At 73.2% G+C, this 19,103-nt stretch carries 15 protein-coding genes, 2 pseudogenes and 1 riboswitch; of the genes and pseudogenes, 14 read left to right on the forward strand and 3 right to left on the reverse strand.

Going from position 1 to position 19,103, the window contains the following annotated elements; translation table 11 throughout:
* Nucleotides 1–18: 18 nt before the first annotated feature.
* Nucleotides 19–1,197, reverse strand: a pseudogene (locus tag R2740_RS07515) (DUF1800 family protein); the annotation flags it as partial.
* 51 nt (nt 1,198–1,248) lie between these two features.
* Here R2740_RS07515 and R2740_RS07520 point away from each other — a divergent pair.
* The 14 genes and pseudogenes from R2740_RS07520 (at nt 1,249) to R2740_RS07585 (ending at nt 14,754) form a co-directional block, all read left to right on the forward strand.
* Complete coding sequence (locus R2740_RS07520; protein ID WP_371302070.1) at nt 1,249–2,613, forward strand: hemolysin family protein; 1,365 nt, start codon at nt 1,249–1,251, stop codon at nt 2,611–2,613.
* Nucleotides 2,610–3,659, forward strand: coding sequence for a hemolysin family protein (locus R2740_RS07525; RefSeq protein ID WP_371302071.1), 1,050 nt, complete (start codon nt 2,610–2,612; stop codon nt 3,657–3,659). Before R2740_RS07520 ends, R2740_RS07525 begins: the two co-directional genes overlap by 4 nt.
* 115 nt (nt 3,660–3,774) lie before the next feature.
* Complete coding sequence (locus R2740_RS07530) at nt 3,775–4,377, forward strand: CDP-alcohol phosphatidyltransferase family protein (RefSeq protein ID WP_371302072.1); 603 nt, start codon at nt 3,775–3,777, stop codon at nt 4,375–4,377.
* The gene (locus tag R2740_RS07535; protein ID WP_371302073.1) at nt 4,370–5,260 is read left to right on the forward strand and encodes a DUF881 domain-containing protein; all 891 of its coding nucleotides are present in this window, start codon (nt 4,370–4,372) and stop codon (nt 5,258–5,260) included. Before R2740_RS07530 ends, R2740_RS07535 begins: the two co-directional genes overlap by 8 nt.
* Nucleotides 5,257–5,589, forward strand: coding sequence for a small basic family protein (locus tag R2740_RS07540; protein ID WP_371302074.1), 333 nt, complete (start codon nt 5,257–5,259; stop codon nt 5,587–5,589). The genes R2740_RS07535 and R2740_RS07540 overlap by 4 nt, the downstream gene beginning before the upstream one ends.
* On the forward strand, nt 5,582–6,505 hold the full coding sequence (locus tag R2740_RS07545) for a DUF881 domain-containing protein (protein ID WP_371302075.1): 924 nt from the start codon (nt 5,582–5,584) through the stop codon (nt 6,503–6,505). The genes R2740_RS07540 and R2740_RS07545 overlap by 8 nt, the downstream gene beginning before the upstream one ends.
* Entirely contained in the window at nt 6,487–6,873 is a 387-nt protein-coding gene (gene gcvH, locus R2740_RS07550; RefSeq protein WP_371302076.1) for a glycine cleavage system protein GcvH, read from the forward strand. Before R2740_RS07545 ends, gcvH begins: the two co-directional genes overlap by 19 nt.
* Before the next feature lie 121 nt (nt 6,874–6,994).
* Complete coding sequence (locus R2740_RS07555) at nt 6,995–7,540, forward strand: FHA domain-containing protein (protein ID WP_371302077.1); 546 nt, start codon at nt 6,995–6,997, stop codon at nt 7,538–7,540.
* Nucleotides 7,541–7,579: 39 nt separating this feature from the next.
* Nucleotides 7,580–8,278 (forward strand): MerR family transcriptional regulator, encoded by a 699-nt coding sequence (locus R2740_RS07560; protein WP_371302078.1) that lies wholly within the window; start codon nt 7,580–7,582, stop codon nt 8,276–8,278.
* A 51-nt stretch (nt 8,279–8,329) separates the two neighbouring features.
* Nucleotides 8,330–8,797 (forward strand): bifunctional nuclease family protein, encoded by a 468-nt coding sequence (locus R2740_RS07565; RefSeq protein ID WP_371302079.1) that lies wholly within the window; start codon nt 8,330–8,332, stop codon nt 8,795–8,797.
* A gap of 205 nt (nt 8,798–9,002) precedes the next feature.
* A complete protein-coding gene (locus R2740_RS07570) occupies nt 9,003–9,608 on the forward strand; it encodes a MerR family transcriptional regulator (protein WP_371302080.1) in 606 nt (201 codons plus the stop codon).
* Nucleotides 9,609–9,661: 53 nt separating this feature from the next.
* A riboswitch (glycine riboswitch) is annotated at nt 9,662–9,779 on the forward strand.
* Nucleotides 9,780–9,853: 74 nt separating this feature from the next.
* Nucleotides 9,854–12,723: pseudogene (gene gcvP, locus R2740_RS07575) on the forward strand (aminomethyl-transferring glycine dehydrogenase).
* Entirely contained in the window at nt 12,716–14,044 is a 1,329-nt protein-coding gene (locus R2740_RS07580; protein WP_371302081.1) for a serine hydrolase domain-containing protein, read from the forward strand. Before gcvP ends, R2740_RS07580 begins: the two are co-directional and overlap by 8 nt.
* A gap of 11 nt (nt 14,045–14,055) precedes the next feature.
* Entirely contained in the window at nt 14,056–14,754 is a 699-nt protein-coding gene (locus R2740_RS07585; RefSeq protein WP_371302082.1) for a sulfotransferase, read from the forward strand.
* Nucleotides 14,755–14,855: 101 nt separating this feature from the next.
* On the opposite strand, the gene R2740_RS07590 is transcribed toward R2740_RS07585, so the two are convergent.
* A complete protein-coding gene (locus tag R2740_RS07590; RefSeq protein WP_371302083.1) occupies nt 14,856–17,864 on the reverse strand; it encodes an AAA family ATPase in 3,009 nt (1,002 codons plus the stop codon).
* Nucleotides 17,864–19,042, reverse strand: coding sequence for an exonuclease SbcCD subunit D (locus tag R2740_RS07595; RefSeq protein ID WP_371302084.1), 1,179 nt, complete (start codon nt 19,040–19,042; stop codon nt 17,864–17,866). The genes R2740_RS07590 and R2740_RS07595 overlap by 1 nt, the downstream gene beginning before the upstream one ends.
* Between the last annotated feature and the right edge of the window lie 61 nt (nt 19,043–19,103).

The raw sequence follows: 19,103 nt of genomic DNA on the forward strand, positions 1-19,103 counted from the left end.
ATGCGCTGTCGCGGTGGCCGGGTGGTGGGCCAGGTAGGTCAGGTAGCGGCGACTCATCGCCTTGCCGTCGGAGTCGGCGTTCGGGTCGCTGAAGCCCAGCACCGACACCGGCCCGGTCGCATGGTCCGCCGGGCGGTACGACGTGTCCCAGGTCTTGGCGACGTCGACCCGCCAGCCGGTGAGGATGCGAGCCGAGGCCTTGACCTCGGCCTCGGTGTAGCCCGCGCCCACCCCCACCGTGTGGAGCTCCAACAGCTCACGCCCGAGGTTCTCGTTGAGCGCGGTGGCCGTCGACACGGCGTTGTCGAGGTAGACCAGCATCGCCGGATGGGTGACCGCTCCCTGCAGCAGCGCCTCGAAGGTGCCGAGTGCGTTGCGTCGCAGCAGGTCGCCGTAGGGCTTGCGGAAGATGAAGTGGTTCATCCCGGTCGCGGGGACGTAGAAGTGGTTCTCCCAGAACTCCGTCATCACCTCGAGGACCTGGCGACGGGTGCGGATGCGGCGGTTGAGCAGCCACCGTTGGTAGTTCAGCACCCAGTCCCAGCCGTCCTCGGCGCCGCTCTTCTCCCGGGCCCACAGGGTGAGCTTGTCCTTGGTGAGGGAGGGCCACCACGAGGTGACGGCCTGGGCGGACTTGTCATTGATGCTGTTCGGCGCGAGCTGCTTCTCGAACCACTTCCGGGCGCCACCGGCTCGTCGTACCTCCTTCACGAGCGCACGGTTGAGGCCGTAGGAGAACCGGCTCACCAGATGCCGCTGCGAGGCCGGGAGGTAGGGCTCGCCCCGGTAGTGCCGCGGGGTGTACGACGCCGCCTGGGCGGGCGCGGCGGCCAGGACCGGCACCGAGGCGCCGGCCACCGCGGCGCCCGCAAGCAGGGTCCGGCGCGACGGGGACGGGGACGTGCTCGCGCTCATCGGATCTCCGGGTCGGGGAAGGGGGGAAGCCCCGTCGACCACCGCCCGAGATCGCTCACGACGGGGTGTCCGGGACCCTCGGCAGGCTAGGAGCGGGGCATCGGTCCTGTTCGCGGAATGCAGCAAGTGGTCTAGTGGTCCAGACCACCCCGCCGACCCGCCGCCTCGACGGGGGCTCGCTAGAGTGGTGGCTCGTTCGCCCCGCACGACGGCCCCGCACGACGCGAGACCGTCGTGACGCACCGGTCGCCTCCCAGCCGAAGGACAGCACGCACCACCCATGGATGGCTCTCAAAGTCCCGAGTCCGAGCAGTCCCGTGAACCTGGGTCCCGATGACCGCGGTGATCCTCGTTCTCGTCTCGCTGGCCCTGATCGCGGCGTCCGGCATCTTCGTCGCGGCGGAGTTCGCGTTCGTGACCGTCGACCGGGCCGCCGTCGACCGCGACGCGGACGCGGGTGACGGGACCGCCCGGGGCCTGCAGAAGGCGTTGCGCTCGCTGTCGACCCAGCTGTCCGGCGCCCAGGTCGGCATCACCGTCACCAACCTGGCGATCGGCTTCCTCGCCGAACCGGCCATCGCCGACCTCGTGGACGGGCCGCTCGAGGCGGCCGGGCTGCCCGCGGGCGCGGTCCGCCCGGTCGCGCTCGCACTCGGGCTCGGGCTCAGCACCCTGCTCACCATCGTGTTCGGGGAGCTGGTCCCCAAGAACTTCGCGATCGCCCGGCCGATGCAGACCGCACGGGCCACCCAAGGGGTGCAGCGTGGTTTCACCACCGCCATGCTGTGGCCGATCCGGGTGCTCAACGGGTCCGCCAACGCGGTGGTCCGCCGGATCGGCATCGAGCCGCAGGAGGAGCTCCGCTCCGCGCGCAGCTCGACGGAGCTGGCCAGCCTGATCCAGCGCTCCGCCGACCACGGGACCCTCGACGCCGAGACGGCGGAGCTGATGGAGCGGTCGGTGGAGTTCGGCACCCGCACGGCCGGCGAGATCATGACCCCGCGGGTGCGCAGCGTCACCCTCGAGGACGGGGCGCGAGCCAGCGCCGTCATCGAGCTGGCCCGGGAGACGGGCCACTCCCGGTTCCCGGTGCTCGACGACGACGACGTCGTGGTCGGGACCGTGCACGTCAAGCACGCCGTCGCGCTGCCCGTGCCCGAGCGCGCCACGACGCGCGTGAAGCACATCATGGTCAAGCCGATCGTGGTCCCGGACACCCTGCGCCTGGACCCGCTGCTCGCGCTGCTGCGGGCCGACGGCTTCCAGATGGCCGTGGTCCTCGACGAGTACGGCGGCCACGCCGGGATCGTCACCCTCGAGGACGTGGTGGAGGAGATCGTCGGCGACATCGCCGACGAGCACGACCCGCGCAGCGCGCAGGCCAGGCAGCGCCGCGACGGCGGCTGGCTGCTCTCCGGCCTGCTGCGTCCCGACGAGGTCGAGGACCTGACCGGCATCGCGCTCCCCGAGCACGAGGACTACGACACGGTCGCCGGTCTGGTGCTGCAGCGGCTGGGCCGGATCCCGGCGGTCGGCGACGTCGCCTCCGTGGAGCTGCCGGTCGAGTCGCTCGACGACGACGAGCCCCTGTTCCGGCGTACCGCCGCGCTGCGGGTGGAGCACATGGACGGGCTGCGCGTGGACCGCATCGTCGTCACCGTGACCCAGGAGCCGCTCGAGCCGGGAGACGCGCCGTGAGCCCCGGCACCGCCCTCGCGCTGGCCGTGCTGCTCCTGCTCGGCAACGCCTTCTTCGTCGGTGCGGAGTTCGCGCTCATCTCGGCGCGGCGCAGCCAGATCGAGCCCCGCGCCCGGGCCGGGTCGCGACTGGCCCGCACCACCCTGAAGGCGATGGAGAACATCGCCCTGGTGATCGGCGTCAACCAGATCGGGATCACCGTGTGCAGCCTGGTGCTGGGCGCCGTCGGCGAGCCCGCCGTCGCCCACCTGGTCGAGCCGGTGCTGCACGCCCTGCACGTCCCCGAGGGCTGGGTGCACCCGATCTCCTTCCCGATCGCGCTGCTGGTCGTGGTCTATCTCCACGTGGTGCTCGGCGAGATGGTGCCCAAGAACATCGCGCTGGCCGGCCCCGAACGGGCGGCGCTCGTGCTGGGACCGCTGGTGTGGGCGATCGCGACCGTGCTCCGCCCGGTCGTGATCGTGATCAACGGCCTGGCCCGGTTGCTGCTCCGACGCGTCGGCGTCACGCTCCAGGACGAGGTCAGCTCGACCTACACGCGCGAGGAGGTGGCCGCGCTCGTGGAGGAGTCCCGCGGCGAGGGGCTGCTGGCCGACGAGGAGTACGACCGGCTGTCGGGCGCCCTCGGCTTCTCGGAGAAGACCGTGCACGCCGTCGTGATGGACCCCGCGTCGCTGGCGACGGTGCGCCGCGGCTCGACGGCCGCCGAGGTCGAGGACCTCTGCGCGCACACCGGCTACAGCCGCTTCCCGGTGGTGGGGGACGACGAGGAGCTCGTCGGCTACCTGCACATCAAGGACGTGCTGGAGTACGACGACGACGCCGACCGCGACCAGCCCGTCGCCGACAAGTGGATCCGCCCCCTGGCGAGGGTCAGCGAGGAGGACCTGCTCACCGACGCCCTGGAGACGCTGCAGCGGCGTGGCGCCCACATGGCGCGCGTGGTCTCCTCCGTCGGCGAGGTGCGCGGTCTGGTGGCGCTGGAGGACGTCATCGAGGAGCTGGTCGGCGAGATCCGCGACGCCGCCCATCTCGAGGACGCCTGAGCCTCCGGTCCGGGCGGTTGCCGGGCCTCACGATGCCCGGGATGGCGGGGGTCGCTCGCTAAGGTGTGGGGGCGCCCGTCGGGGGCGTCCCACCACGACCAGACAGCAGGTGACCGTGTCCGAGACCGCCGCACGCAGCACCCGCGTGTGGACCATCCCCAACATGCTCAGCATGGCTCGGCTGCTGGGGGTCCCGGTGTTCCTCTGGCTGGTGCTCGGGCCCCAGTGGGACGGCTGGGCACTGCTCCTCCTGGCGATCTCCGGCGTCACCGACTACCTCGACGGCTACCTCGCCCGGCGACTCGGCCAGTTCACCCAGCTCGGCCAGATCCTCGACCCCGTCGCCGACCGGCTCTACATCCTCGCCGTCGTCGTCGGGCTCGCGCTGCGCGACATCATCCCGTGGTGGGTCGCGGTGGTGCTGCCGTTGCGCGACCTGCTGCTGTGGGCCCTGGTGCCGTTCCTGCGCACCCGTGGCTACAGCGCCCTGCCCGTGCACTTCCTCGGCAAGGCGGCGACCTTCAACCTCCTCTACGCCTTCCCCTTGTTGCTGCTCGGCGACGGCGAGGGCACGGTCGCCACGCTGGCGAAGGTGTTCGGCTGGGCGTTCGCCTTCTGGGGGATCGGGCTCTACTGGTGGGCCGGCGTGCTCTACGCCTACCAGGTCTACAAGCTGCTGACCGACGTGGACCGGCGGATGGCGGAGCCCGGTGCCTGACAGCCAGCACCGGGCCACCCCGGACCTCCCCGCGCACGTCACCATGCCGTTGCTCGACCTGGTGACCCAGCAGTCGCTCGACCAGGACTACGCCCACGTGGCGCGGCGGCGCGCTCAGGGCGACGAGCCGGCACCCACCGGCCGCGGGACCAGCGTCGCGGTGCTGGTCGCGCTGGCGCTGTTCGGCCTGCTGGTCGCCACCGCGGCGGTGCAGGAGACCAGGTCGGCACCGGTCGACGCCACCAACCGGGCCCAGCTCATCGACCAGATCGACCAGCGGCGACAGGCGCTCGCCGGCATCCAGGACCGGATCGGCAAGCAGCAGGCCAAGATCACCGTCCTCGAGCGGAGGTCCGCCGAGCTCGACGACGAGGAGGCCGCCGTCGAGGGCCGGCTGACCCGGCTGCGGGGCCGCACCGGCTACGGCGCCGTCAGCGGCCCGGGCGTGCGGATCCAGGTCGACGACTCGCCCAGCGGGGTGCCCGACGAGGCCGTCCGCGACTCCGACCTCGCCGAGCTGGTCAACGCGCTGTGGTCGGTCGGCGCCGAGGCGATCGCGATCAACGGTGAACGGCTCACCGTGCTCTCCGGCATCCGCAACGTCGACGTCGCGATTCACGTCAACGGTCGGCCGCTCTCGCCGCCGTACGTCGTGGAGGCGATCGGCGACCCCAAGACGCTGCAGTCGGACCTGGTCAACAGCCCGCGGGGCCAGCACTTCTTCGCCCTCGCCGACGCCCTCGGCCTGGAGTACGACATGAGCAACCAGAGCAACCTGGTGCTGTCAGGTGCCTCGCCCCGGGCCCTGCGGGCCGCGGGCGGAGCCGACGGCAGCGGCGTGGACAATGGGGCCAGCGCCTCGTCGAAGGGGGAAGAGCCGTGATCGCCATCCTGGGGCTGGTCGTGGGCATCGTGCTCGGGCTGATCTTCCAGCCCGACGTGCCGGTGGGACTGCAGCCCTACCTGCCGATCGCCGTCGTGGCGGCCCTCGACGCGGTGTTCGGCGGCCTGCGTGCGCTCCTCGACGGCATCTTCGACGACAAGGTGTTCGTGGTGTCGTTCCTCAGCAACGTCGTGGTCGCCGCCGCGATCGTCTACCTCGGCGACAAGCTGGGAGTCGGCGGCCAGCTGTCCACGGGTGTGATCGTGGTGCTCGGGATCCGGATCTTCTCCAACGTCGCCGCGATCCGGAGGCATCTGCTCCGTGCCTGACGACGACCTGACCACCACCGGCACGACGACCGACCCGGACGGATCCGTTGAGGGGTCCGGCGACCGGCCCGTCGCCGCTGCCGAGCCGGCCGGCGACCCGCTCGAGTCGGACGGGCCGCCGCAGCCCGACGAGGCGCGCCGTCGGCTCTGGGGCTCGGCGATGCATCCGACCCGCAGCCAGGTCGTCGTCGGCGTGCTGCTCGCGGCGCTGGGCTTCGCGGCGGTCACCCAGGTGCGGTCCAACGACGTCGACAACACCTACGCCAGCTATCGCGAGCAGGACCTGGTCGACGTCCTGAGCACCCTGACCGAGGCGTCGCAGCGGGCCCAGAGCGAGCTGGCCCGGCTGGAGACGACGCGTCGCGACCTGCTCAACCAGAACAGCAGCCGGGAGGTCGCGCTCGCCTCGGCCGAGCAGGCCGCCGACAGTCTGGAGATCATGGCCGGCCAGGTGCCGGTCACCGGACCGGGCGTGCGCATCGTGGTCACCGAGACCACCGGCACCGTCGATGTCGACTCCCTCCTCGACACCGTCCAGGAGCTGCGCACGGCCGGCGCCGAGGCCATGGAGTTCAACGACGAGGTGCGGGTGGTCGCCCAGACGTCGTTCACCGACGCGGTGGGCGGGATCCTCATCGACGGGACGCTGGTCAGCTCGCCGTTCGTGCTCAACGTCATCGGCGACCCGCGCACCCTCCAGGGAGCGATGTCGTTCGTCCAGGGGCCGACCGACCAGCTCGAGCACGACGGGGCCACGGTCGAGGTCACCCCCTCGCGGCCCTCGACATCGACGCGGTCCGGCCTCCCACGCGAGCCGAGTACGCACAGCCCACGACCGCGCAGTAGCCTCGGGACGACGCCGCCGCGGGCGCCGCCCGCCTTGATCAGGAGGTTTGCGTGTATCCCGACGATCTGATGTACACCAGCGAGCACGAGTGGGTGCGCCGCGCCGGCGAGACCGAAGGGGCCGTCCGGATCGGCATCACCCACTACGCCCAGGACTCCCTGGGCGACATCGTCTACGTCTCGTTGCCCACCGTCGGGGACACCGTCTCGGCCGGCGCCGCCTGTGGTGAGCTCGAGTCGACCAAGTCGGTGAGCGACATCTACGCACCGGTCTCCGGCGAGGTCGTGGCCCGCAACGAGTCGCTCGACGCGACGCCCGAGCTGGTCAACAACGACCCCTACGGCGGCGGTTGGCTCTTCGAGATCGCCCCGGCCAGCCCCGACGAGCTCGACGGCCTCATGGACGCCGCGGCCTACCAGGCCTCGATCGAGGGCTGACCCGCCGCGCGCCGACGTCCGACCCCCAGAGCGGCTGGTAGGTTCGGACACGCAGACCACCCCGTCGCCCTGCGGCGCACGGCGCCGACGGGATGACGCCGACCAGGCCCGAGGAGACCCGATGCCCTTCTGTTCCGCGTGCGGGAAGGAGAGCCCGGACGACGCCCGGTTCTGCTCCCAGTGCGGCACCCCGCTCGCCGCCGCCGAGCCCGGACAGGAGGCTGTCGCGACCCCGGAGCCGCCCGTGGACGCTCCCACCGACGTGACGGCGACGATCACCTTCGGCGGGTCGGGGGAGAAGGTCGAGACCTCCGACCGCCAGCTCAGCCCGGTGGACGCGGCGGCCGTCGACGCGCTGCCGGCCGGCCACGCCCTGCTCGTCGTCCAACGCGGCCCCGGCGCCGGCAACCGTTTCCTGCTCGACCTCGACCTGGTCACGGCCGGGCGGCATCCCGAGAGCGAGATCTTCCTCGACGACGTGACGGTCTCGCGCCGCCACGCCGAGTTCCACCGCGCCGACACCCACTTCGCCGTGCGTGACGTGGGCAGCCTCAACGGCACCTACGTCAACCGCGACCGCATCGACGAGGTCACTCTCAAGGACGGCGACGAGGTGCAGATCGGCAAGTACCGCCTGGTGTTCTACTCCGGCCACGCGAACGGCTGACCGGAGGTGGCGTCGACCGCTGCCTCCGCACGGGGGAGGATGAACATCGGACAGGTCCTGGAGGAGCTGCGCCCCGACTTCCCCGGCGTGACGATCCCCAAGATCCGGTTCCTCGAGGACAAGGGCCTGATCAAGCCCGAGCGCACCCCGGCCGGCTACCGCAAGTTCTCGGGCGACGACGTGGAGCGGCTGCGCTACATCCTGCGGATGCAGCGCGACCACTACCTCCCGCTGAAGGTGATCGGTGAGCACCTCGACGCCATCGACCGCGGCCTGGAGCCACCACCACTCGAGCCGGTCGTGCCGACGGTGCCGACGGTCGCCCTGACGCCCGACGGCACGCCGAGCCCGGAGTCCTTCGCGCGGCGCGACCGGCTGCGGATGTCGCGTCGCGAGCTGCTCAAGGTGGCCGACATCGACGAGGAGCTGCTGGGCCAGCTCGAGCAGTTCGACCTGGTCGCGCCCTACCCCGGCACCGGCCACTACGACACCGATGCGCTGGTGGTCGCCAGGACCGCGCGCGAGCTCGCCGCCTTCGGGTTCGAGCCGCGGCACCTGCGGGCGTTCAAGACCGCCGCGGACCGCGAGATCGGGATGGTCGAGCAGGTGGTCGAGCCGCTCAAGCGCGGCCGCGACGCCTCCGCGGCGGGCCGCGCCGAGGAGGCCGTCAACGAGATCGCCGCGCTCTCGGTGCGCCTGCACGCGACGCTGGTCAAGGCCGGACTGCGGCGGTCCTGACCCGGTGCCGCCGGCCCCGGCCGCCGCTCGGGCCGGGGGTAGGGTGGTGGCGTGCGCGAAGTCGATGTCATCGGGGTCCGGGTGGAGATGCCCTCCAACCAGCCGATCGTGCTGCTGCGCGAGGTCACCGGCGACCGCTACCTGCCGATCTGGATCGGCGCCGTCGAGGCGACCGCGATCGCCTTCGCCCAGCAGGGCGTGGTGCCGCCCCGGCCGCTCAACCACGACCTGCTGAAGGAGGTCGTCGAGGCAACCGGCAACACGCTCGACGAGGTGCGCATCACCGACGTCAAGGACGGCGTCTTCTACGCCAGCCTGGTCTTCGGCTCCGGCGTCGAGGTCGGCGCCCGGCCGTCCGACTCGATCGCCCTCGCGCTGCGCACCGGCAGTCGGATCGTCTGCGCCGACGACGTGCTCGAGGAGGCCGGCCTCGCCGTCCCCGACGAGCAGGAGGACGAGGTGGAGAAGTTCCGCGAGTTCCTCGACCACGTCACCCCGGAGGATTTCGAGGCGCAGTAGGCCCGACCGACCCGATTTCTCTCACCCTCAAGTTGAACGTGAGGGTTGCGACACGCCCGGGCCGTGCGTTGACCGACAGGGTCCGGCGGCCTACCGTGAACTGTCTCTGGTGTAACTCCACCGTTGTGGTTGTGGTGGCCCTCGTGCCGCCCGTCCGGTCCTTCCCCCGGGAGTTGCGCGTCACGGAGTAGTCGACGGAGGGTCGATGGGCAGCAACGAGAACGAGCCGCGGGCCGACCTGGCCGCCGGTGCCGAGGCGAGCGAGAAGGCCGAGGAGCAGGGGCTGCTCTTCACCGACGACGTCTCGCCGCTGCCGAGTGACACCGGCTACCGCGGCCCGACCGCCTGCAACGCGGCCGGCATCACCTACCGCCAGCTCGACTACTGGGCCCGCACCGGGCTCGTGGAGCCGACGGTGCGCGGCGCCAAGGGCTCGGGCTCGCAGCGGCTCTACTCCTTCCGCGACATCCTGATCCTCAAGGTCATCAAGCGGCTGCTCGATGCCGGCATCTCCCTGCAGCAGATCCGCACCGCGGTGCAGTTCCTGCGCGAGCGCGGCACCGACGACCTGACCCGGGTCACCCTGATGAGCGACGGCGCCTCGGTCTACGAGTGCACCAGCAACGACGAGGTCATCGACCTGCTCCAGGGCGGCCAGGGCGTCTTCGGCATCGCCATCGGTGGCGTCTGGCGGGAGATCGAGGGCACCCTGGCGGAGCTGCCGTCGGAGCGCACCGCCGACGACGAGGCACCCGCCGAGGTCCCGGGTGACGAGCTCGCCGCGCGTCGGGCCGCCCGGCAGACCGGCTGACCCGGAGCGATCCCGGCGCGGCCGGACACCTTTGGTAGCCTGCGGGCAGCCGACGATCCCACGCGGGAGAGTCTTCGGGGCCGCTCGTCCGGCTGGTCGACGAGCACCGCGAAGCGCCGAAGGGGCAATTCCTCCCCGGAACCTCTCAGGCGCCCGGACCGCGTGGAGCAGGCGACTCTGGAGGCGACGCCGACAGAGGGGGAGGGGACCGACCACGACCGCGTGACCCGCGGGAGGGAGCCCCCATGACAGACCAGCCCACCTCGCCCGATCCCGGCTCGTTCGTACGCCGCCACGTCGGCCTCACGGTCGAGGCCGAGGCGCGGATGCTCCAGCTGCTCGGCTACGCCACGCTCGAGGACCTGATGGCGGCCGCGGTCCCCGGCGGCATCCGCAGCACCGCCGACCTCGACCTGCCGCCGGCCCTGTCCGAGCCCGAGGTGGCCCGGTCCCTTCGCTGCCTGGCCGCGGCCAACGACCCGGCCGAGCCGATGATCGGGCTCGGCTACGCCGGCACCGTGACGCCCCCGTGGTGCGCCGCAACGTGCTCGAGGACCCCAGCTGGTACACCGCCTACACGCCCTACCAGCCCGAGATCTCGCAGGGACGGCTGGAGGCACTGCTCAACTTCCAGACGATGGTCGGCGACCTGGCCGGCCTGCCGACGGCCAACTCCTCGCTCCTCGACGAGGGCACCGCCGCCGCGGAGGCGATGACGCTGGTGCGCCGGGCCCAGCGCGGCGCGTCCGGTCCGTTCGTGGTCGACGCCGACGCCCTGCCGCAGACGATCGCCGTGGTGCAGACCCGGGCCGCCGCCATGGGCATCGAGGTGGTCGTGGCCGACCTCGACCAGGGACTCCCCGACGGCGAGGTCAGCGGCGTGCTGGTGCAGTACCCCGCGGCGTCGGGCCGGATCACCGACCCTCGCCCCGTCATCGAGGCGGTCCACGAGCGGGGCGGCCTGGCCGTGGTCGCCGCGGACCTGCTGGCCCTCACGCTGCTGGAGTCGCCCGGCGCGCTCGGTGCCGACGTCGTCGTCGGCTCGTCCCAACGGTTCGGGGTCCCGCTGTTCTACGGCGGCCCGCACGCGGGCTTCATGGCGGTGCGCGCCGGCCTGGAGCGGCATCTGCCCGGGCGCCTGGTCGGCGTGTCGGTCGATGCGGAGGGCCGGCCGGCGTACCGGCTGGCGCTGCAGACGCGCGAGCAGCACATCCGCCGGGACAAGGCCACGTCGAACATCTGCACCGCGCAGGTGCTGCTGGCCGTCGTCGCGTCGATGTACGCCGTCTACCACGGCCCCGAGGGGCTGAAGGCGATCGCGACCCGGGTGCACGAGCAGGCCGCCGCCCTCGCGGACAGCCTGGCGGCCGGCGGCGTGGAGATCCTCCACGCCGCGTTCTTCGACACCGTGCTGGCCCGGGTGCCGGGACGCGGCCAGGAGATCGTGGGTGCCGCCCGCGACCTGGGCCTGCACCTGCGCCTGGTCGACGAGGACCACGTCGGGCTGAGCGTCGGCGAGACCTTCGGCGAGCGGCACGCCGCCGACGTGCTCAAGGCGTTCGGTGTGCACCACGAGGGTGCGCTCGGGCTCGGCGGCTCGAGCCTCCCGAGCGCGCTGGCCCGCGAGACGGCCTACCTCACCCACGACGTCTTCCACGCGCACCGCAGCGAGACGCAGATGCTGCGCTACCTGCGTCGGCTCTCGGCCCGCGACTATGCGCTCGACCGGGGCATGATCCCCCTCGGCTCCTGCACGATGAAGCTCAACGCCACCACCGAGATGGAGCCGGTCAGCCTGCCGGGGTTCGCCGACCTGCACCCCTTCGCCCCGGCGGACGACGCCGCGGGCTATCGCGAGCTGGTCGCCGAGCTGGAGGGATGGCTGGCCACCGTCACCGGCTACGACCGGGTGTCGATCCAGCCCAACGCCGGGTCCCAGGGTGAGCTGGCCGGGCTGCTGGCGATCCGCGGCTATCACCGCTCGCGCGGCGACGAGCAGCGCACCGTCTGCCTGATCCCGTCGTCGGCCCACGGCACCAACGCGGCCTCGGCGGTGATGGCCGGGATGCGCGTGGTCGTGGTCGCAGCGGGCGACGACGGGTCGGTCGACCTCGACGACCTGCGGGCGAAGTGCGAGACGCACGCCGACGAGCTGGCCGCGATCATGGTGACCTATCCCTCCACGCACGGGGTCTACGAGGACACCATCGGCGAGCTCTGCGCCCTCGTCCACGAGCACGGCGGCCAGGTCTACGTCGACGGCGCCAACCTCAACGCCCTGCTCGGCTTCGCCCGCCCGGGTGAGTTCGGCGGAGACGTCTCCCATCTCAACCTGCACAAGACGTTCTGCATCCCGCACGGCGGCGGCGGGCCCGGCGTGGGCCCGGTGGCCGCGCGCGCCCACCTGGCGCCGTACCTCCCCTCGCATCCGATGCATCCGGAGGCCGACAAGCGCGAGGGCATCGGCCCGGTCAGCGCGGCGCCCTACGGCTCGGCCGGCATCCTGCCCATCTCGTGGGCCTACATCCGGCTAATGGGCGCTCAGGGGCTGGTGGCGGCCACCGCGGCCGCGGTGCTGTCGGCCAACTACGTCGCCGCGCGTCTGGAGGAGCACTTCCCGGTGCTCTACCGGGGCGAGAACGGGCTGGTGGCCCACGAGTGCATCCTCGACCTGCGGCAGCTGACCAAGGAGACCGGCGTGACCGTCGACGACGTCGCCAAGCGGCTGGTCGACTATGGGTTCCACGCGCCGACGATGTCGTTCCCGGTGGCGGGGACGCTGATGGTCGAGCCGACCGAGTCGGAGGACCTCGGTGAGATCGACCGGTTCTGCGACGCGATGATCGCGATCAAGGGGGAGATCGAGCGGGTGGCGGCAGGGGAGTGGTCGCCCGAGGAGTCGCCGCTGCGGCACGCGCCGCACACCGGTCGGGCGCTGGTCGGGGAGTGGTCGCACGACTACTCGCGCGAGCTCGCGGTCTTCCCGGCCGGCATCGACCCCGACAAGTACTGGCCGCCGGTGGCGCGCATCGACCAGGCCTACGGCGACCGGCACCTGGTCTGCGCGTGCCCGGCGCCCGATGCGTTCGCCGAGCCGACGGGTGCCGGTGACTGAGCAGGCGGCGGTCGTCGAGTCGACCGCCCGCGCCCTGCTGGCGCGGCTCGCCGCCGTCCAGCGGGCGGCTCGGCTGCCCTCCGTCAGTGTCGCCCTGGTCCGCGACGGGGCGGTGTGCTGGTCCGCGTCGCGGGGGGAGGCGACGGGCGGCCCGCCGGCCGGTCCCGACCTGCAGTACCGCATCGGGTCGATCACCAAGACCCTCACCGCGGTGCGGGTGCTGCAGCTGGCCGGTGCGGGTGCGCTCGACCTCGACACCCGGGTGGGAGACGTGCTCGGCGACATCGGCTACGCCGACCGCACCGTCCGCTCGCTGCTGAGCCACTCCTCGGGCATGCAGTCCGAGCCCGTCGGGTCCTGGTGGGAGCGTTCGCCGGGTGGCTCCTGGGAGGAGCTGGCCGCCGCCCACGACGGCTCGCTCGCCGTGCTGCCCGGGGAGCGGCGGTTCCACTACTCCAACCTGGGCTTCGCGCTGCTGGGCCGGGTCACGGAGGTCGTCTCCGGGGAGCCGTGGTGGTCGGGCGTCCGGGAGCGGGTGCTGGCGCCGCTGGGCATGGACCGGACGTCGTACCTCCCGGAGCCGCCGGCGGCCCAGGGCTTCAGCGTCGACCCGTACGCCGCGACGCTGCATCCGGAGCCGGCCACGGACACCGGGGCGATGGCCCCAGCGGGCCAGGTCTGGTCGACCACCGCCGACCTGGCGCGCTATGCGGTGTTCCTGCTCGAGGGCCATCCCGACGTGCTCCCGCTCGAGGTCCTGCTCACGGCCAGCCATCCCCAGAGCGGCGACCGCCACGACGAGCTGACCTGGGCCCAGGGTCTCGGCTTCGCGCTGGCCCGCGGCGGCTCCGGCATGCTGGTCGGGCACACCGGTTCGATGCCGGGGTTCCTGGCGGGCCTGTTCGTGGACCGCGGGCGCGGCACCGGGGGTGTGCTGCTAGCCAACGGCACCACCGGGACCGACACCCTTCCCGTGGTGCGTGGGCTGCTGGAGAGGCTCGAGGAGCACGAGCCCACCATCCCGGCACCCTGGCGTCCGCAGCAGGCGGTTCCGCCCGAGCTGGCCGACGTCCTGGGGGTGTGGCACTGGGGCAACACGCCGCTGGTGTTCGCCCTCGAGGAGGGCCTGCTGGTGGCACGCGAGGGCGGCGAGCAGGACTACTCCTTCGCCGTCCGCGACGGTCGCATCGTCGGCGTCTCCGGCTATCACACCGGGGAGACCCTCCACGTCCGGCGCGGCGACGACGGCTCGGTCAGCCACCTGGAGATCGCCACCTTCGTCTACACCCGCTCGCCCGGGCCGCACCCCTCCGGCCGGTAGGGTCTGGAGCCATGACCTCACCGGCCTGGCTGGGCATCGGAGCACAGCGCTCCGGGACCACGTGGTTCACCGACCTGCTCTGCCAGCACCCCCAGGTGGGCCTGGGCACGAACGGCAAGAAGGAGCAGCATCTGCTGCACAAGGTCGGGGACGGCAGCCGCGCGCCGGAGGAGTATCTCGACCTCTTCCCGGCCGACGGCATCCGTCGCGGCGAGTGGACCCCGCAGTACCTCCGCCACTCCTCGGCCCCGCCGACCGCCGTACGGCTGCTGGACGCCGACCTGCCGGTGCTGGTGCTGCTGCGCGACCCGGTGGAGCGATTCCTGTCCGCGATGCGGCTCAACGCGACGCGCGGGACGTCACCGTGGCCCTACCCGGTCCCGATCACCGTGCAGACCTGGAGCGGCTTCTACGCCGACCAGCTGGCGATGTGGGCGCACTTCGTCGGCCGAGACCGGATGACCGTGATGGTCTTCGAGAACGTACGCCGTGATCCCCAGGCCGCCGTCGAGTCCGTGTGGCGCCGGCTCGGCCTCGACCCGGTGACCCTGCAGGAAACCGACCGGCCCTCCCGCTCCAGCAGCAAGGCCGCCTGGGACCCGCCCGAGGGGCTCGAGGAGTCGCTGCGCGTGCTCTACCGCCCTCAGCTGCAGCGTCTCGTGGACGACTGGGGCCTGGACCTCGCGGCCTGGCGCTCCACCGCCGGCTGACCGGTGCGCTCCGCCTGGTCCGCTACGTTCGGCACCACGTCGGGGCGTCGAACTGGTGCCGAACGTAGCGGACTATCCCGAACGCGCGCAGGCGCGCCGAGCTACTCCCGAGCCAGCGCCAGCGACGAGCCCTGCCGACCCTTGCGCACCTCGAGGTGACTGGGGATGCGCTCGCGCATCTGGGCCACATGGCTGACCACGCCGACCACCCGGCCGCCGTCGCGGAGGGTGTCGAGGGTGTCGAGGACGTCGTCGAGGGTGTCGGCGTCGAGCGCGCCGAAGCCCTCGTCGACGAAGAGGGTGTCGAGGTCGGCGCCGCCGGCCTCGTGGGTGACCACGTCGGCGAGGCCGAGCGCCAGCGCCAGGGAGACCACGAACGTCTCCCCACCGGAGAGGGTGGCCGGGTCGCGCGTCTCGCCGGTCCAGTCGTCGCGCACCAGCAGGCTGAGGCCGCCGCGGGTCTCTCCGGCGCCGCGCCGGCCGGTGTGCTCCAGGGCGTAGCGACGGTCGCTCATCGAGGCGAGGCGCTCGTTGGCGGCGTCGACGACCTGACCGAGCCGGGCGGCCAGGACGTAGGCCGACAGACGCATCTGGAGACGGTTGTCGGGGGAGCGACCGTCGACGAACAGCGACACGCTGCTGACCAGGTCGAGCTCCGCGCGCAGAGGGGCGGCCCGGGTCAGCGCGGCGGTGAGCTCCCCGACGAGCGCGGCCAGGCGGGCACATCGCTGCTCCACCGACCGGGCGGAGGACTCCGCCGAGACCAGGGCCTCGCCGGCGGCGCTCGCGGCGGCCTCGAGCGTGGCGAGGTCGGGAGCGGGGGACGCGGCAGCCCGGGCCAGGTCGGGCTCGGCCAGCACCCGCTCGCAGGCCGCCAGGCCGGTGTCGTGGGCGAGCAGCGCGGCCTCCGCCTCGGCGAGCCGCTGCTCCGGGAGGGCGGCGCGCCCGGCCTCGTCGGCGTCCCCGAACCCGGCCTCCACCGCGGCCTCGGCCACCCGCCGCGTCGCCACCTCCTCGGCACGGGTCGCCTGCGCCGCCTCGCGGACCGCCGCCTCCAGGTCGCGAAGCTGGCGCAGGCCGTTCTTCAGCCTGCGTCGACGTGCGTCGAGGGACGTGTCGGCCGAGCCGTCGAGCGCCGCGGCGAGATGGGCCGAGATCTCCTCACCCTGGGCCACCAGGCCGGCCAGCTGCTCCGAGAGGGCGGCCGCCTGCCGCTGCAGGTCGGCGCGGCGCTGCGCGTCGGCGTCCTGGGCGGCGAGCAGCGCGTCGAGGCGCTGTTCCGCTGCGGGCAGCCGCTCGGCGACCTCGGCCAGGTCGGCCACCCGGGCCTCGAGCTCGGCCAGTCGGGCCGCCGCCTCCTCCGGCGGGTGGCCGTCGGCGGCCTGCTCGGCCAGTGCCACCCGGGTGTAGAGGTCGCGGACGGCCTCCTCGTGGGCCAGCCGCACCCCCTCCGCATCGTCGGTCGCGCGCCTCGCCTCGCGCTCGGCCGCCTCGTCGGGGGTGGCCGGGTGCGGCTGGGCAGGGGAGGGGTGCTCCGCCGAGCCACAGACGGGGCAGCTGTCGCCCACGGCCAACCGCCCGGCGAGCTCCGCCGCCATGCCGGTGACCCGACGCTCCTGCACGCCGAGCCAGTGCTCCTTGGCGGCCTGGGCGGCGTCGATCGCGTCGGCCCGGCGGGCGAGCGCCTCGGCGTGCTGGACGCGCAGGGTGACCAGCTCCGCGGCCGCGGCGGATCGGCGACGGGCCGCGTCGGTCTCCCGGGTGTGGGAGAGGAGGGTCTGGCTCGCCGCCAGCGCCGCGTCACGCTCACGGGTCGCCTCGCCCAGACGAGCCGGCGCCTCGGCCAGCACCGCGGCCAGCGTCGTCAGCTCGGCCTCCGTGGCCGCCCGCTGCTCGTCGAGGCCGGCCGCCGTGCCCAGGATCGTCTCGAGACGTCGCTGCTCGGGGAGCAGTGCGTCGACGGTGGCGAGGTCCAGCGCCAGGCCGCCCGCCAGCGCGGCGACCTCCTCGGCGCTCGCCCGGCCGAGATCGCCGGCGTCGAGGTCCCCGTCGGCGAGGGTGGCCCGCAGCTGGTCGAGGCGACGGCGTGCGGTCTCGCGGGTCGACGCGGCGGCAACCCGCGCCCGCTCGAGGGGTACGACGACCGCGGCGCGCCGGGCGCGCTGGACGGCGGTGCGCAGCGTGGTGACCTCGTCGGCGCGGGCCAGCAGCACCCGCTGCTCGTCGAGGGCGGCGCGATGGCGCTCCTGCCGCTCGGCGAGCGCCCTGCCCTCGGCGAGCGCCGTGGCGGTGTCGTGCGCGACCGTGCGGGCCGAGTCGAGCCCGTCCCGGAGGTCGGCGAACCGGTCACGGAGCCCGGCCAGGCCCGCATCGGCCCAGGCACCGAGCTCGGCCCCCGCGTCGTGGTCGGGGCCGGCCTCGACCCACGATGACGGCAGCGGCGCCTGCGCGGTCTCGCTGACCCTGCTGGCCAGCTCGACGAGGCCCTGGTGATGGACCCGTGTCTCGGCGGCCAGCTCGGAGCGTCGGTGCCGGAGCCAGCCCTCGACGGCCTCGAAGCGGCCGGTGCGGAAGAGCTGTTGCAGCAGGCGGTGCCGGTCGTCGGAGCGGGCGCGTAGGAACGACTGGAACCGGCCCTGGGGAAGCAGCGCCACCTGGGTGAACTGGGTGAGGTTCATCCCCAGCAGGTGGGAGACCAGGTGACCGGCCTCGTCGAGGCGGGTGGTGAGCGGCTGCCACTCGCCGTCGACACGCTCGCTGAGCGACACACTCGGCTGCTGCCTGGTCAGGCCGGTGCCCCGCTTCTTGGGCCGCTCCCACGCGGGGGTGCGGGTGATCCGGAAGCGCCGTCCCGCGAGGGTGCACTCCAGTCGCACCCGGGGCGCGACCCCCGGGGCGGCGTGGTCGGAGCGCAGCCGCTTGGCCGAGGCGCGGTCACCGGGCACGTCGCCGTAGAGTGCGAAGCAGACGGCGTCGAGGACGCTGCTCTTGCCGGCCCCGGTCGCGCCGGTGAGCAGGAAGACGCCGGCGGCCGAGAGTGCGTCGAAGTCGACCTCGACGGTCTCTCCGAACGGTCCGAAGGCGGTCGCCTCCAGGTGGTGCAGCCGCATCAGCCCTCGCCTTCGACGGCGACGAGCACGTCGGCCTCGGGGTCGTGGGCACAGGCGTCGCAGGCGGTCTGGAGCAGCGCGCTCTCGTCGGCGCCGGCCGGGACCCCGCGCAGGTCGGCCACGAACTCCAGCGCCAGCGCATGGTCGGAGCGCACCCCCCGGCGGGCGACGGGCACCGCCGGGCCCGCGGCAGCGCTCGGCTCGAATCCCACCACCAGGGTGTGCGGGAACCGCCCGCGCAGCTGCTCCATGGCCCGCCGCGGCCGCAGGTCGTCGGTGAGTGTGACCTGCACCCAGGCTCCCTCCGCCGTGGCGAGCCCGGGATCGGCCAGCAGGTCGGCCAGCCTGCCCCGCAGGCGGGCGAGGGGGCGCGGGACCGGCGCGGGCACGAACTCCGAGGCCGACAGCCCGCCGTCGTCGAGGTCGACCAGCCAGCTGCCCTTGACCTGGTCGGCCTCGGAGAAGGAGTAGGCCAGTGGAGAGCCGCTGTAGCGGATCTCGTCGGTGAGCTGTTGGGCGCCGTGGAGATGGCCCAGCGCGACGTAGTCGATGCCCTCGAACAGCCGGGACGGCACCCTGGAGATGCCACCGACGCTGATGTCGCGCTCGGAGTCGCTGGACTGACCACCGGCCACGAAGGCGTGCGCGAGCACCACGCTGCGCACCCGGGGGCCGTCGGTGCGGGTGCCGAGGTCGTCGCGGATCCGGCTCATCGCCTCGCCGAGGACGGCCTGATGGGATCGGGCCGGCAGCCCCCAGGGCTCGCGCAGCGCCTCGGGGTCGAGGTAGGGGATGCCGTAGACGGCGACCGGGCCGTGCTCGTCGCTCAGCAGGACGGGCGTGGCCACCGCGTCGGCGCGGGTGCGCAGGTGGACGCCCGCCCGGTCGATCAGCCGTGACCCGAAGCCGAGCCGCTGGGCCGAGTCGTGGTTGCCGCTGGTGACCACCACGCGCGCCCGGCTCGACGCGAGCCGGGCGAAGGCCTCATCGGCGAGCCGGACCGCGTCGACGTGGGGGAGCGCCCGGTCGTAGACGTCGCCCGCGAGCACCACCAGATCGACCCGCTCGGCCGCCACCACCTCGACGAGGTGGTCGACGAAGGCAGCCTGGTGGTCCAGCATGCCCTCCCGGTGGAAGGACCGCCCCAGGTGCCAGTCGGAGGTGTGGAGGATCCGCACGGCACCAACCTAGGAAGGCGCACCGACACTCCCGGGCTGCCACGCCGGGACCCGGGCCGCC

Origin of the sequence: Nocardioides sp., from assembly GCF_041393715.1 — a bacterium.
GTDB lineage: Bacteria > Actinomycetota > Actinomycetes > Propionibacteriales > Nocardioidaceae > Nocardioides.